This is a genomic window from Rhizobium sp. 2MFCol3.1, assembly GCF_000377565.1.
Lineage (GTDB): Bacteria > Pseudomonadota > Alphaproteobacteria > Rhizobiales > Rhizobiaceae > Rhizobium.
In genome coordinates this window covers 41,319-55,188 of record NZ_KB898358.1, presented here as the reverse complement: position 1 = coordinate 55,188, position 13,870 = coordinate 41,319, and the positions used below count along the sequence as shown (strand labels likewise).

Sequence of the window (13,870 nt, the reverse complement as noted above, 5' to 3'; positions counted from 1 at the left end):
TTTCTGGACACGTATGCGCCGGTTGGTTCGTGTTGAATGAGCCTGATCCCCGTCCGCCCTCTCATCGAAGGCAATCCGGCGCTTGGACGGAATTTCAGGCTGTCGTTCAAGGCGGTCAGGGCAAAGCCTGGCGGAACGCCTCAAATCCTAGTTTCGGTTCAAGGCGGCATCGATGACCGATTTCGCGGCTTGAAACGCGGCTTCTATACTCATTTCCGACGTATCAAGCAAGTGCGCGTCGTCGGCTGGTTTCAAAGGGCTGTCGGCCCGTCCCATGTCGCGTTCGTCGCGTCGCTTGACGTCTTCGAAAATCGCCGCGAAATCGGCGTAGATCCCTTTTGCCTTGATCTCGTCGAAACGGCGCCTCGCGCGCACTTCCGCCGATGCCGTCACATAAAGCTTCACCGGTGCCTGCGGGAAGACCACCGTTCCGATGTCGCGCCCATCAAGCACCGTGCCCGGCGTGCGCTCCGAAAACTTGCGCTGCGCCTCGACCAACGCGCGGCGCACCGACGGCATCACCGCGATCTTCGAGGCGGCTTCGCCGATCTCGTGCTTCGACAGGATATCGCGATCGAGACCGGCGAGTTCAACCTCGCGGGCCATTTTTTCCGCCGTAAGCTCGTCATCGAGCGGCAGGCCGGCATCGAGCAGCGCCTTGGCGGTGGCACGGTAGGTCAGCCCGGTATCGAGATGGTGGAAGCCATAGGTCTCGGCGATGCGGCGCGACAGCGTGCCCTTGCCGGCCGCGGCCGGTCCATCGATGGCGATGACAAAATGGTCTGAACTGGTCGGCATGCTCGTCTTTCTATCCCGCCCGATATTCTAAGGGCATTGCTGTCGGCCGATCTTGCTCGGCCGGTGTCTCAATTCTCTTTGCCGGCTTCTTCGCCCGCTTCTAGCAAGCCGCCATAGCGGCGTACGAGATCCGTCATCTCGCCCTGCCCCGCCGTTTCGCCGAGCCCGGCCGCGACCCCTTCGCGGTCGGCGATCGGCCGGTTCTGGCTGACCTTCCACTTGCCCTCGATGGCGGTGATCTCGATCTCGACGCCGACGATGCCCTTCATCTGCGCCTTCACATAAGCGTCCGGCGCATCGCTAACGGCCCAAGGCTTTTCACGCGGCGTCTCGTGTTGTGTGGTCAGCGCGGTGATCTGCGCCAAGAGCCAATCGGCATCGTCGATGACGCGGGCGGTGCCGCGCACCTGCACGACGGCGTAGTTCCAGGTCGGCACCACCTTGCCGGTCTCGCGCTTGGTCTCGTACCAAGAGGGCGTGACATAGCTGTCGGCACCCTGGAAGACGGCAAGCAGTTCGGCGCCATCTTGGAGATCGCGCCACTGCGGATTGGCCTTGGCCAGGTGCAGCCGAAGCGTACCCTTTTCGGATGCCGCCGCATCAAGATGAAAGGGCACGGAATTGGCCATCAGGCCGGAGGCGCCGGTCGTGATCAAAAGGCCAAGCGGATGCGCCCTGATCAGCGCGTGCTGGACACCGAGATCGTCTTCCCTGAAATGCGGTGGCTGATACATGTCGCCCATCCGTCTTGCCGCCGGAAGCTGCCGGCGTCACGTTGCCCATCGAGTAATCGCGGCTCACTAGCACAAACCATCGGCCCGGTCATCCGGCGTGGCGCATGGCGCTTGCGGTCGCGGCCCGTGAAGTTAGGCTTTGACATGGCGGCCCGCAACGATTATGGGGACCGGCTTATAAATTCCGAACAGAACGCCGGTTTCAACGGCATTTGCCGAACTCAGGTTCGGCCATTCTCACGATCACGAGGCTCAACAGTGGCGAAAGCTGAACTTGGAACCAAGCGTACCGATCCGGAAACCGGCAAGAAATTCTACGACCTGAACCGGAACCCGATCGTTTCTCCTTACACGGGCAAGACCTACCCGCTCTCCTTCTTCGTCGAAAGCTCGGCTGCGGCCGCCGCTGAAGCCGCGCAGGAAGAGGAAGAAGTGGCCGAAGTCGATACCGAAAGCACGGAAGTCGAACTGGTCTCGCTCGAGGACGCAGACGGCGATGCATCCGGCGACGATATCCCTGACATGGGCGACGACGACGTCGAAATCGAAGGCGATGACGACGACGATACCTTCCTGGAAGCCGACGAAGACGATGACGATGACGACATGAGCGACATCATCGGCGTGACCGGCGACGAAGAAGACGTCTGATTTCGAACAAGGATCGGCCCGGGCGAGAAAAATTCACCGGGCCGATTTTTTAGGCTTGCCATCTGCGAAAACCGCACGTATTAAGCCGCCACTTCCCGAGGACAAGCGCTTCGCGAAGCATCCCAGGCCCGGCACAAACCGGTCCACCCTGATGGGGCTATAGCTCAGCTGGGAGAGCGCTTGCATGGCATGCAAGAGGTCAGCGGTTCGATCCCGCTTAGCTCCACCAAATTTTTCTTCTTTAATTTTCGACTAAATCATCCGACTACCCGAATTGCGTTCCTCGCCATATCGGACGTATGCTCCCCTAGCAATTTTCAAACAGCGCTTTTCACGCCGCGAGGCTCACGGTCTCCGGCACCATTTAAGCGCCCCGGACCCCACCCATGACACGACAAAGACGACGGCGGATCATTCATACCAGACGCACCGCGACCGGGCTTGTGCTCGCAGGGGCGATTTCGTTTTTGGCGGGGATGACGGATGCGACCGGGTTGGTGCTGAGCGGTGACTTCGTGTCGTTCATGACCGGGAATACGACGCGCGCCGCACTTTCGCTTGGAGCAGGCAATTTCGGGCACGCGGCGGTGCTGATTGCGGCGATCACCGTCTTCGTGCTCAGCAATGCCGCCGGGATCGTGCTTGCGCATTTCGCCGAGCGGCGGGTTTTCGTGGTGCTCGGCTTCGTGGGGCTGATGCTGGCGGGCGCATCGCTGATGAGCGATCCTGGCCTTGCGCTGCCACGTTTCTATTTGATCGTCGCCTCCATGGGGATGGTGAACGCCGCGGTGGAGCATATCGAGGGGCTGCCGATCGGGCTCACCTATGTGACCGGGGCTTTGTCGCGCTTCGGGCGCGGCATCGGCCGCTTTATGATCGGCGACCGGCGGCTGGACTGGACGATCCAGATCGTTCCCTGGCTCGGAATGCTGCTTGGCGCCATAGCGGGCGCGCTGCTGACGCAGGTTGCGGGTGCGTCGGCGCTGTGGGTGGTCGCCGCCTTCGCCATGCTGATCGCGCTGGCCGCGCTTCTCATCCCGAAGCCGCTGCAGCGGCGGTTCAACCAGTCGGCTGCCGCCCGCGCGTCCGTCCAGCGCGCGAAGTGATCGTCGCACCATCGTCAGCGCGAATCAGCTAGACGTCGTTCCAGAACCGATGCAGGAACGGGAGCGCCCACGTGTTTATCTTCTCGAAACTCGTCTGGATTTTCGGCCAGCCGCTGTCGCTGGTTTTCCTGCTTATTCTGGTCGCGCTGATTGCGGGACTGATCCGCTTTCGCATCATCAGCCTGCTCGCGACCGCCTGCGCCACGCTGGTGCTCTTCCTCACGCTCTACACGACATCAGGCAATTATCTGCTGCAGGGGCTGGAGGATCGCTTCGCCAAGCCGCAGGATCCGGCTGAGCTCACATGCATGATCGTGCTCGGCGGTGGCTTCGAGAACGAGGTCAATACATCCAGGCATGGGATCGAGATGAATGCCGGCGGAGACCGGTTCATCGAGACGTTGAGGCTGGCGCAGAAATATCCGCAGTCGCGCATCCTCGTCTCGGGCGGCGATGGATCGATGTCTGGTGTCTATGAGGGCGATGCGGTCATGGCGGAGCGGTTCTTCCCGCTGTTCGGCGTGGCCAAGGAGCGTCTGGTCCAGGAGACGACCTCGCGGACCACCTTTGAAAACGCCGTCAACACCAAGGACCTGCTCGCAAGCCATGGGCTTTCCAACTGCCTGCTGATCACCTCGGGCTATCACATGCCCCGCTCGGTCGGGATCTTCCGCAAGCTCGGCATCGACGTGACGCCGTGGCCAACGGACTACCGGACGGATGGTCACGAGCGCCTGGCGCTCGATTTCACTCAGCCGAGCCGGAACGCGCAGAACATGGCAACAGCGATCCGCGAATGGTTCGGCCTTGTCGGATATTACTTCGCCGGGCGCACCTCGGAGCTTTATCCGGGCTGAGCCCGGCCGTTCTCGGCTACTTCTTGGAGATCGTCACGAACTTGGTGCCGCGCACGCGGGTGGTAATGACGCAGGGATCGGTCTTCGGATCGCCGTCGGGCCGGTCGCAGAAGCGCGGATGCATCTTCATGGCCAGCACCTTGTTGCCGAAGCGCTGCACGAAATCGTAGCCATAGGTCTTGGCGGTGGCGATCATGAAGTAGCCACCTTCGGCCACCTGCAGATAGAAATTGTAGATGCAGCCGTCTTCGTCGCACTGCGGGCCCTTGGTGCCGTCGCAGGTCATCTCGCCTTCGTTGACGACGACATCGACCAGCCCGTCATTGTTGATGTCCTGGCGGGTGACGAAGCCGTCGTCGAACTCCACCTCGGTGCATTGCTGCTTGAAATGATCCTTCTCGTAAATCTCAGGATCGGGAAGTAGCGACTGCTGGGCATAAGCCGCGGTGGATACGGCCAGGGCCGCAACGAGGTTCAAGGCGATCAGCAGCGTTTTCACGGGTTCTCTTTTCGTCGGATAAGGACGGCATTGGCTCGAGAGTTTGGCTGATCCGCCTTGCGCCGCCCTTGCGGCCATGATTATTCGAGGGAAAGATCGCCATTGGAGTACGCGATGTCGCCATTCGTCTATCTCGACTATGCCGGCGTTGCCCTGTTTGCGGCAACGGGTGCGCTCGCGGCCTCGCGCAAGCAGCTCGATCTGATCGGCTTCCTGTTCTTCGCGGTCATCACAGGCATCGGCGGCGGCACGGTGCGCGACATCGTCCTGGGTCGCGTGCCGGTCTTCTGGGTTCTGAACCCCACCTATATCCTGGTCTGCTGTGCCGCCGGCGTCTTGGTGTTCTTCACCGCGCATATGGTGGAATCGCGCTACCGGCTGCTGATCTGGCTCGATGCCGTCGGGCTTTCGGCCTATTGCGCCATGGGTGCGGCCAAGGGGCTAGCCGCCACCGGCTCGCCGACCATCGCGATCGTCACCGGCACGCTGACGGCGACCTTCGGCGGCGTGTTGCGCGATCTTGTCGCCAACGAACCCTCGGTATTGCTGAGGCCGGAAATCTACATCAGCGCGGCGCTGGTCGGCGCGGCGATCTTCACCGGCGCCAATGAATTCGGGCTACCGCTCTATGCGGCATCGGCCGCTGGCGTGCTTGCGGCGTTCGCGGTGCGCGGCGGGGCGCTTTACTACGGCTGGACGTTTCCGACCTACAAGGCAAAGCCCGGGCGGCATCCCGACGATGTGATGTAGAGATTGAGTTGGATCAGGAGCGCTTGGGGCGCAGGCGGATCACCACGTCGACATGGGCGATTTCCATACCCTCGGGCGGCTCCGGCAGATTGTCGATGGTGAGGTTGCTGACAGGAATATCGAGCACGTCGTTATCACCCTCCACGAAGAAGTGGTGGTGATCGGAGACATTGGTGTCGAAATAGGTCTTGGCACTTTCGACCGCGAGAACGCGGATCATGCCGGCCTCGGTGAACTGGTGCAGCGTGTTGTAGACGGTGGCGAGCGATACCGGCACGCCTGCGACAACCGCCTCTTCGTGCAGTTCCTCGACGGTCAGGTGGCGATCGCCCTTTGCAAAGAGCAGGTCGCCGAGCGCGACGCGCTGGCGCGTCGGCCTGAGGCCAGCGCCCCGCAACCTTGCTTCAATGGTAAGAGGGGCTTCAGCCGCCATCAACAACTCCCGCTAATCTAGCGTCTCGCAATCATGTTTCTATTAGCCATATAACTTTTGCACGAATGGCTTTCAATAGTTTCAATGGGGACAACAGGTGTCAAAGCGCCGCGAAATCGGGCTTTTCACGCAATTAGTGCTGGCCGGGGGCTTGGCCTTCCTGTATGCGACCACCAAATAAGGCGCGCAGCCGGTCCTTGGACGTGGGTGAAGCTCAGTCATGCTTATGCTTCATTTTCCGTCGAACTTGGATTAAACGTTCACATCCATCAGCTTAGTTGCGGGGGGAATTAGAGTTTTCATGGCGACGAAACAATCCAGCTTCAACTATGAGGAAATCCTGGCATGCGGCCGCGGCGAGCTTTTCGGCCCCGGCAACGCGCAGCTTCCTCTGCCGCCAATGCTCATGGTTCACCGCATCACCGATATCTCCGAAACCGGCGGCGCCTTCGACAAGGGCTATATCCGCGCCGAGTACGATGTGAAGCCTGACGATTGGTATTTCCCCTGCCACTTCCAAGGCAACCCGATCATGCCGGGCTGCCTCGGTCTCGACGGCATGTGGCAGCTGACCGGCTTCTTCCTCGGCTGGCTCGGCGAGCCCGGTCGCGGCATGGCGCTGTCTACGGGTGAAGTTAAGTTCAAGGGCATGATCCGCCCGACCACCAAGCTGCTCGAATACGGCATCGACTTCAAGCGCGTCATGCGCGGCCGCCTGGTGCTCGGCACCGCCGACGGCTGGCTGAAGGCCGATGGCGAAACCATCTACCAGGCCTCCGACCTGCGCGTCGGCCTGTCCAAGGACAAAGACGCCTGATTGCACCGGGCATCCATGCCCGGTTTTCCAAGTTAGAAAAAACGAAAAGGTCGAAACACATGAGACGGGTAGTTGTCACGGGTCTGGGCGTCGTTTCCTCGATCGGCAATGACGCCGCCGAGGTCACCGCTTCGCTGCGCGATGCCAAGTCCGGCATTTCCTTTTCCAACGATTTCGCCGAGCACGGTTTCAAGTGCCAGGTCTGGGGTCGCCCTTCGCTCGATCCGACGGATCTGGTCGATCGTCGCGCCATGCGCTTCCTGTCGCAGGGCGGCGCGTGGAACCACGTCGCGATGAAGCAGGCGCTCGCCGATTCCGGCCTTGAGGAAAAGGACTACAGCGAGAACGAGCGCACCGGCATCATCATGGGCTCGGGTGGTCCTTCGACGCGCACGCTGATCGAAGCCGCCGAGATCACCATCAAGAACAACAGCCCGAAGCGCATCGGCCCGTTCGCCGTGCCGAAGGCGATGTCGTCGACGGCATCGGCCACGCTTGCCACCTGGTTCAAGATCCACGGCGTCAACTACTCGATCTCGTCTGCCTGCTCGACATCCGCGCATTGCATCGGCAACGCCGCCGAGATGATCCAGTGGGGCAAGCAGGACATCATGTTCGCCGGCGGCCACGAAGATCTCGACTGGACGATGTCGAACCTGTTCGACGCCATGGGCGCCATGTCCTCGAAGTACAACGACACGCCCGAGACCGCCTCGCGCGCCTATGACGCGACCCGCGACGGCTTCGTGATTGCCGGCGGCGCCGGCGTTCTGGTTCTCGAAGAGCTGGAGCACGCCAAGGCCCGCGGCGCCAAGATCTACGCCGAAATCGTCGGCTACGGCGCTACCTCCGACGGCTACGACATGGTCGCTCCGTCGGGCGAAGGTGCTATCCGCTGCATGCGCCAGGCGCTCTCGACGGTGAAGGGCGATGTCGACTACGTCAACACGCACGGCACCTCGACGCCAGTCGGCGACAGCAAGGAAATCGGCGCGATCCGCGAAGTGTTCGGCAACAAGATCCCGCACATCCAGTCGACCAAGTCGCTGACCGGCCACTCGCTGGGCGCTGCCGGCGTGCAGGAATCGATCTATTCGCTGTTGATGATGCAGGCCGGTTTCATCGGCGAAAGCGCTCATATCACCGAGCTCGACCCTGAGTTCGACGGCGTGCCGATCGTGCGCAAGCGCATCGACGACGCCAAGATCGACATCGCGCTTTCCAACTCCTTCGGCTTCGGCGGCACCAACGCCACGCTCGTCTTCCAGCGCTACAACGGATAATAACATGACGGGAATCATGCAGGGTAAGCGCGGGCTTATCATGGGTGTCGCGAACAACCACTCCATCGCCTGGGGCATTTCCAAGGCGCTGGCGGCACAGGGCGCGGAACTTGCCTTCACCTACCAGGGCGACGCGCTGGGCAAGCGCGTCAAGCCGCTTGCCGCCGAAGTCGGCTCCGACTTCGTGCTGCCATGCGACGTCGAGGACATCGCGTCCGTCGACGCCACTGTGGACGCGATCAAGGAACGCTGGGGCACGCTCGACTTCGTCGTGCACGCCATCGGCTTCTCCGACAAGAACGAGCTCAAGGGCCTCTACGCCGACACCACGCGCGAGAATTTCAGCCGCACGATGGTGATCTCCTGTTTCTCGTTCACCGAGATCGCCAAGCGTCTGGCGCCTTTGATGAACGAAGGCGGCTCGATGCTGACGCTGACCTATAACGGCTCGACGCGCGTCATTCCGAACTACAACGTCATGGGCGTCGCCAAGGCGGCTCTCGAGGCCTCCGTGCGCTATCTGGCTGCTGACTACGGCCCACGCGGCATTCGCGTCAACGCGATCTCCGCCGGCCCGATCCGCACGCTCGCCGGCGCCGGCATTTCGGATGCCCGCGCCATCCTGTCGTGGAACCAGCAGAACTCGCCGCTGCGCAAGACCGTGACGATCGATCACGTCGGCAACTCGGCGCTCTACCTGCTCTCCGACATGGCGGCAGGCGTCACCGGCGAAATCCACTTCGTCGACGCCGGCTTCAACATCACCTCGATGCCGGCGCTCGACACGCTGCGCAAGGCGGACGCCGAGTAATGAATTGCAACCGCCTTCCATCGGACGGCGGTTTCATCAGCCACACAGGTTGATTGTAATCTAAACCGGAAATTGTAGTGTCTCCTAAATTCACCATGGGGGATACAATGACAGCAGACGTCGCCGACCCACCCACAGCTAATCCTTTGCTTGATACGATGCGCCCGCGCCTGACGGGAGCGTGGTTCGTCAGCCTTGAGGATCACGCCGACATCGGCCCGAGCGTCGATGCATTGCGGCGATATGCGAACACCGACGTATCCGTCGCCGTCATGAGCGAGTTGCAGGCGGTGCCTCCCGCTCCCGGCGGCAGTACGATCCTCTTCGAAGACCTGAAGCTTGCACTCGTCGTCCCACGCCAGGGCCAGACGATTGCCGGCGCCATGGCCAAATTGAGCAGAGAGAGTGATATCGCCGAGGCGCGCCCGGAGTTCTACCTGTTCGGCCTGCAGGAATTTCGTGATACCGAGGCGGCCACCTGGGGCGTCGGCGCGACGCACGCGCTGCAGTCGCCCTATACCGGCAAAGGCATCAAGATTGCCATCCTCGACACCGGCATCGACCTAACGCATCCCGATTTCGCGGGGCGGCCGATCGTTACCCGATCCTTCGTCAACGGCGAGACAATCGAAGACATCCAGGGGCACGGGACGCATTGCGCTGGAACCGCAGCCGGTCGCCCACGTTCGCCAGCCACGCCGCGATATGGAGTGGCGCCAGACGCGGAGCTCTACATCGGCAAGGTGCTCAGCAATGCAGGCTTCGGGGCAGAGCGCGATATTCTTGCCGGAATCCTGTGGGCGATCAATCAGGGATGCGAGGTCATCTCGATGTCGCTTGGAAGCCCTGTTCGGCAGGGCGAGCCCTATACCAGGGTCTACCAGCGCATCGGGCAGATCGCGCTCGACAATGGCAGCCTGATCTGCGCGGCGGCCGGCAACGACAGCAATCGCGCTTTCGGTGCCATCGCGCCGATCAGCTCGCCGGCCAACGCGCCCTCGATCATGGCGGTAGGCGCCGTCGACGCGCTCTACCAGCCGGCCAGCTTTTCCAACGGCGGCATCAATCCCGATGGCGGAGAGCTCGACCTGGTCGCACCCGGAGTCGGTATATTTTCGTCCTCGCCAAGTCCGCGGCTTTACCGCATAATGGACGGATCAAGCATGGCGTGCCCACACGCCGCCGGCGTCGCCGCTCTCTGGGCGGAAAGCGATGCCAGCCTACGCGGGCAGGCGCTTCGGGATGCGTTAACAGCTCATGCACGACGGTTGCCGCATAATGCACGCGACGTCGGCGCGGGTCTGGTCACCGCTCCTCAACGCCCGTCCGTTTGAAGATCCGAAGGCAGTACCTATATGCTGGCGGGTTAGGACGGCTGAAGAAAGGTATGAAATGAGCAGGCTCAGTTATGCCGTCGTCGTTGATGACAATCATTTCGACGAGACGCGCTCGATCGCAGAAACGATATCGCGCCAGGGCTTCAAGGTCGAAAGCGTGATGCCCGAGATCGGCGCGATCTACGGCAGCGCCGAAGAAACCATCGTCAACCGCCTTCGTGCGATCGAAGGCGTCGAAGAAGTCCGCGAAGCACACGATATACAGATGCCGCCGTTTGGCGAGGGTATCCCGCAGTAGCGGCTTTGCCGTGGGGCGGGATTTCTCGCGGGGCGGCAAGCTTCGAATGCGGAGCGATGATGGATATTGAATGAAAAAGGCGGCCAATGGCCGCCTTTTCTATTTCTTCGCCCACAAGACCTTGAAACGGGCGTTACGGCAGGTTTCGCCGCTTTCGCGGAAGCTTGCGGCCAGTACCGGCTCGTAGGGAAGGCCTCGGTTGGCGACCAGCAGGAGACGGCCGCCGGAGCGGAGCGAAGCTGCCGCGGTCTTGATCATCGCCTGGCCGAGCGCCGGCTCGGCGGCGTGGCTTTCGTGGAAGGGCGGGTTCATGATGATGAGGTCGTACTTGTCCTTGACCGGCTCGCCCGCCAGATCGTGCCAGAAGAAGCGTGCCGGTACATTCGGGCAGTTCTCCTCGATATTGGCCTTGGCGGCCTCCAGCGCGGCGTAGTTCGCCTCGTAGAGGTCGAGGCGGCTGACACCTGGGGAGCGCTCCGCCATCTCGACGGAGAGGTAGCCCCAGCCGGCGCCGAAATCGGCGACGTCGCCGGTGAAATCGGCGGGCAGGCGCGAGGCGAGCAACTCCGAGCCGTCGTCGATGCGGTCGTGCGAGAACATGCCGGCGGCAGCCTCGAAGCGGCCGTCGACGCGCACAGCGGGCTTGGCGAACTTGGCGATGATTTCGGAGGGATCGGCGGGCGCGCCGAACCAGAAGGCGACGCCGTGGTATTTCGGCATGTGCTCGAGCGACAGGCCGAAGGCTTCCATGCGCTTGCGCAGCGGCTGGATGCCGTCTTCCTTGCCGCCGGCGATGACGACGAGGCCGCCCATCTTCACGCGGGTGAGTGCCTCGGCGATATTCGCCTCGTTCTCGCCCTTGTGCTTGTTGCAGAGAACCAGAACGGCATCATAATCCTCGCCTTCGACCTCAGGCGTGGTTTCGATGCGCTGGGCGAGCAGCTGCCGGTACAGCGGCCGGAAGCCCTGTACGGCGCTCAGCGCGGCGGCAAAGCCCTGCGGCAGGGCGAAGCCTGCCTCGGCGCCGAGGAAGAGCACGCGCTCGCCCTCGCCGGGCGCCTCGACGGTGCCGCTTACAAAGGGGTGGAACAGTGTCTTCAGCGTCTCGCTGCTCATCGTTTTATCTCGATCCTGAATAGAAAAAGGGCGCGAGAAGATTCCCGCGCCCATGAAGTCATCGGAAGGCGCAGCTTACTCGGCTGCTTCTTCCTTCTTCTTGTCGGCAGGGATTTCCTGGCCGGTTGCCTGGTCAACGACCTTCATCGACAGGCGGACCTTGCCGCGCTCGTCGAAGCCGAGGAGCTTGACCCAAACCTTCTGGCCTTCCTTGACGACGTCCTGGGTCTTGGCAACACGCTCGGAAGCAAGCTGCGAGATGTGGACGAGGCCGTCGCGGGCGCCGAAGAAGTTGACGAAGGCGCCGAAGTCGGCGGTCTTCACGACCGTGCCTTCGTAGATCACGCCGATTTCAGGCTCGGCAACGATCGAGTGGATCCACTTGCGGGCCGCTTCGATTTCCTTGCCCGAGGAAGATGCGATCTTCACGGTGCCGTCGTCTTCGATGTTGATCTTCGCGCCGGTCTTTTCGACGATTTCGCGGATGACCTTGCCGCCGGAGCCGATGACTTCACGGATCTTGTCGACCGGGATGTTCATGACTTCGATGCGCGGAGCGAACTCGCCGAGCTGCGAACGGCCTTCGGAGATCGCCTTCGACATTTCGCCGAGGATGTGCGTACGACCGCCCTGTGCCTGACCGAGAGCAACCTTCATGATCTCTTCGGTGATACCGGCGATCTTGATGTCCATCTGCAGCGAGGTGATGCCGTCGGCGGTACCTGCAACCTTGAAGTCCATGTCGCCGAGGTGGTCTTCGTCGCCGAGGATGTCGGAGAGAACGGCGAAGCGGTCACCTTCGAGGATCAGGCCCATGGCGATACCGGCAACCGGCTTAGCCAAAGGAACGCCGGCGTCCATCAGAGCGAGCGAGGTGCCGCAGACGGTTGCCATCGAGGACGAGCCGTTGGACTCGGTGATCTCAGAGACGACGCGCAGCGTGTAGGGGAACTGTTCAGCCGAGGGAAGCATCGGGCGGATAGCGCGCCATGCGAGCTTGCCGTGACCGATTTCGCGACGGCCCGGAGAGCCCATGCGGCCGGTTTCGCCAACGGAGTAGGGAGGGAAGTTGTAATGGAGCAGGAAGCGCTCCTTGTACATGCCCGTCAGGCTATCGACGTACTGTTCGTCTTCGCCGGTACCGAGCGTGGCAACGACGATCGCCTGCGTTTCACCGCGGGTGAAGAGAGCAGAACCGTGGGTGCGCGGCAGGAGGCCGACTTCCGATACGATCGGGCGAACGGTCTCGAGGTCGCGGCCGTCGATGCGGCTCTTGGTGTCGAGGATGTTCCAACGAACGATCTTGGCCTGCAGGTGCTTGAAGATCGCGCCGATGACTTCGGCGGTGTACTTCGGCTCTTCGCCCTCAGGGAAGAAGTGCGCCTTGACCTTCGCCTTGACGGCGTCGACGGCAGCGTAGCGTTCAGCCTTCTGGGTGTTCTTGTAGGCGGTGCGCAGCTCGGCTTCGAAGTGCTTCAGCATTTCGGCTTCGAGTTCGGAGAAGTCTTCCGGCTGGAAGTCGCGCGGCTCCTTGGCAGCCACTTCGGCGAGCTTGATGATCGCGTCGAGAACCGGCTGGAAACCCTTATGGCCGAACATGACGGCGCCGAGCATGATTTCTTCGTTGAGTTCCTTGGCTTCGGATTCAACCATCAGAACGGCGTCGTGCGTGCCGGCGACAACGAGGTCGAGGATCGACTCGTCCATTTCGTCGAGATGCGGGTTCAGGACGTATTCGCCGTTGATGTAGCCGACGCGTGCGCCGCCGACCGGGCCCATGAAGGGAACGCCTGACAGCGTCAGAGCAGCGGAAGCGGCAACCATCGACAGAACGTCCGGGTTGTTTTCCAGATCGTGCTGGACGACGGTGACGACGACCTGGGTGTCGTTCTTGTAGCCTTCAGGGAAGAGCGGGCGGATCGGGCGGTCGATCAGGCGCGAAACCAGCGTTTCGTTTTCCGACGGACGGCCTTCGCGCTTGAAGTAGCCACCGGGAATCTTGCCGGCTGCGTAGGTCTTTTCCTGGTAGTTGACGGTCAGCGGAAAGAAGTCCTGGCCAGGCTTCGGCGCCTTGGCGGAAACGACGGTGGCGAGAACCACGGTTTCGCCGTAGGTCGCGAGAACGGCGCCGTCAGCCTGACGGGCGATCTTGCCGGTTTCGAGCTTCAGCGGGCGGCCTGCCCACTCGATTTCCACGGAATGAGTGTCGAACATATGTCTTGTCCTTCAATGCGGAGGCGCGCCATTGGCCCTGGGGCACGGCGCAGACGACCGCAATTGTTGATGACGCATCATGGGCAAGACAACGGGAGGCTTTGCGGTCTCGATTTCCTCGTCGAGAAAATCGGGCCAAGGTATGCGCCTTGGCCGAAAGCATCCG

Annotated in this window: 15 protein-coding genes and 1 tRNA gene; 10 read left to right on the top strand and 6 right to left on the bottom strand. The window is 61.9% G+C overall.

Going from position 1 to position 13,870, the window contains the following annotated elements:
* Positions 1 to 147: 147 nt before the first annotated feature.
* Positions 148 to 798 carry a (d)CMP kinase gene (gene cmk / locus D460_RS0113730; RefSeq protein WP_018899131.1) on the bottom strand — a complete coding sequence of 217 codons (651 nt, stop codon included), beginning with the start codon at positions 796 to 798 and terminating at the stop codon, positions 148 to 150.
* Between the two features lie 68 nt (positions 799 to 866).
* Entirely contained in the window at positions 867 to 1,532 is a 666-nt protein-coding gene (locus D460_RS0113725; RefSeq protein WP_026283117.1) for an FMN-binding negative transcriptional regulator, read from the bottom strand.
* 258 nt (positions 1,533 to 1,790) lie between these two features.
* Between D460_RS0113725 and D460_RS0113720 the strand changes: the two genes are divergently transcribed.
* From D460_RS0113720 to D460_RS0113705, 4 genes are all read left to right on the top strand, one after another.
* Entirely contained in the window at positions 1,791 to 2,183 is a 393-nt protein-coding gene (locus D460_RS0113720; RefSeq protein WP_018899129.1) for a TIGR02300 family protein, read from the top strand.
* 153 nt (positions 2,184 to 2,336) lie between these two features.
* Positions 2,337 to 2,412, top strand: a tRNA-Ala gene (locus tag D460_RS0113715).
* Positions 2,413 to 2,569: 157 nt separating this feature from the next.
* Positions 2,570 to 3,289, top strand: coding sequence for a YoaK family protein (locus D460_RS0113710; protein WP_026283116.1), 720 nt, complete (start codon positions 2,570 to 2,572; stop codon positions 3,287 to 3,289).
* A gap of 71 nt (positions 3,290 to 3,360) precedes the next feature.
* Positions 3,361 to 4,146, top strand: a complete 786-nt coding sequence (locus D460_RS0113705; protein ID WP_018899127.1) for a YdcF family protein — start codon at positions 3,361 to 3,363, stop codon at positions 4,144 to 4,146.
* Positions 4,147 to 4,162: 16 nt separating this feature from the next.
* On the opposite strand, the gene D460_RS0113700 is transcribed toward D460_RS0113705, so the two are convergent.
* On the bottom strand, positions 4,163 to 4,645 hold the full coding sequence (locus tag D460_RS0113700) for a hypothetical protein (RefSeq protein WP_018899126.1): 483 nt from the start codon (positions 4,643 to 4,645) through the stop codon (positions 4,163 to 4,165).
* 114 nt (positions 4,646 to 4,759) lie between these two features.
* On the opposite strand from D460_RS0113700, the gene D460_RS0113695 reads away from it, so the two are divergent.
* Positions 4,760 to 5,395 carry a trimeric intracellular cation channel family protein gene (locus D460_RS0113695; RefSeq protein ID WP_018899125.1) on the top strand — a complete coding sequence of 212 codons (636 nt, stop codon included), beginning with the start codon at positions 4,760 to 4,762 and terminating at the stop codon, positions 5,393 to 5,395.
* 13 nt (positions 5,396 to 5,408) lie between these two features.
* On the opposite strand, the gene irrA is transcribed toward D460_RS0113695, so the two are convergent.
* A complete protein-coding gene (gene irrA, locus D460_RS0113690) occupies positions 5,409 to 5,828 on the bottom strand; it encodes an iron response transcriptional regulator IrrA (protein ID WP_026283115.1) in 420 nt (139 codons plus the stop codon).
* A gap of 301 nt (positions 5,829 to 6,129) precedes the next feature.
* Here irrA and fabA point away from each other — a divergent pair, with 301 nt between their 5' ends.
* The 5 genes from fabA to D460_RS0113665 all read left to right on the top strand — a co-directional run bounded on the left by fabA (position 6,130) and on the right by D460_RS0113665 (position 10,374).
* Complete coding sequence (fabA, locus tag D460_RS0113685; protein ID WP_018899123.1) at positions 6,130 to 6,645, top strand: 3-hydroxyacyl-[acyl-carrier-protein] dehydratase FabA; 516 nt, start codon at positions 6,130 to 6,132, stop codon at positions 6,643 to 6,645.
* 59 nt (positions 6,646 to 6,704) lie between these two features.
* Positions 6,705 to 7,928 (top strand): beta-ketoacyl-ACP synthase I, encoded by a 1,224-nt coding sequence (gene fabB / locus D460_RS0113680; protein ID WP_018899122.1) that lies wholly within the window; start codon positions 6,705 to 6,707, stop codon positions 7,926 to 7,928.
* Between the two features lie 4 nt (positions 7,929 to 7,932).
* A complete protein-coding gene (fabI, locus tag D460_RS0113675) occupies positions 7,933 to 8,739 on the top strand; it encodes an enoyl-ACP reductase FabI (RefSeq protein ID WP_018899121.1) in 807 nt (268 codons plus the stop codon).
* A gap of 107 nt (positions 8,740 to 8,846) precedes the next feature.
* Positions 8,847 to 10,073 (top strand): S8 family serine peptidase, encoded by a 1,227-nt coding sequence (locus D460_RS0113670; RefSeq protein WP_196809338.1) that lies wholly within the window; start codon positions 8,847 to 8,849, stop codon positions 10,071 to 10,073.
* A 58-nt stretch (positions 10,074 to 10,131) separates the two neighbouring features.
* Positions 10,132 to 10,374 (top strand): hypothetical protein, encoded by a 243-nt coding sequence (locus D460_RS0113665; protein WP_018899119.1) that lies wholly within the window; start codon positions 10,132 to 10,134, stop codon positions 10,372 to 10,374.
* Positions 10,375 to 10,473: 99 nt separating this feature from the next.
* Here the strand turns inward: D460_RS0113665 and D460_RS0113660 are convergent, their stop codons facing one another.
* Together D460_RS0113660 and pnp are read right to left on the bottom strand one after the other, a co-directional pair.
* A complete protein-coding gene (locus D460_RS0113660; protein WP_018899118.1) occupies positions 10,474 to 11,490 on the bottom strand; it encodes a class I SAM-dependent methyltransferase in 1,017 nt (338 codons plus the stop codon).
* Positions 11,491 to 11,565: 75 nt separating this feature from the next.
* Positions 11,566 to 13,704 carry a polyribonucleotide nucleotidyltransferase gene (gene pnp, locus D460_RS0113655; protein ID WP_018899117.1) on the bottom strand — a complete coding sequence of 713 codons (2,139 nt, stop codon included), beginning with the start codon at positions 13,702 to 13,704 and terminating at the stop codon, positions 11,566 to 11,568.
* Positions 13,705 to 13,870 lie beyond the last annotated feature (166 nt).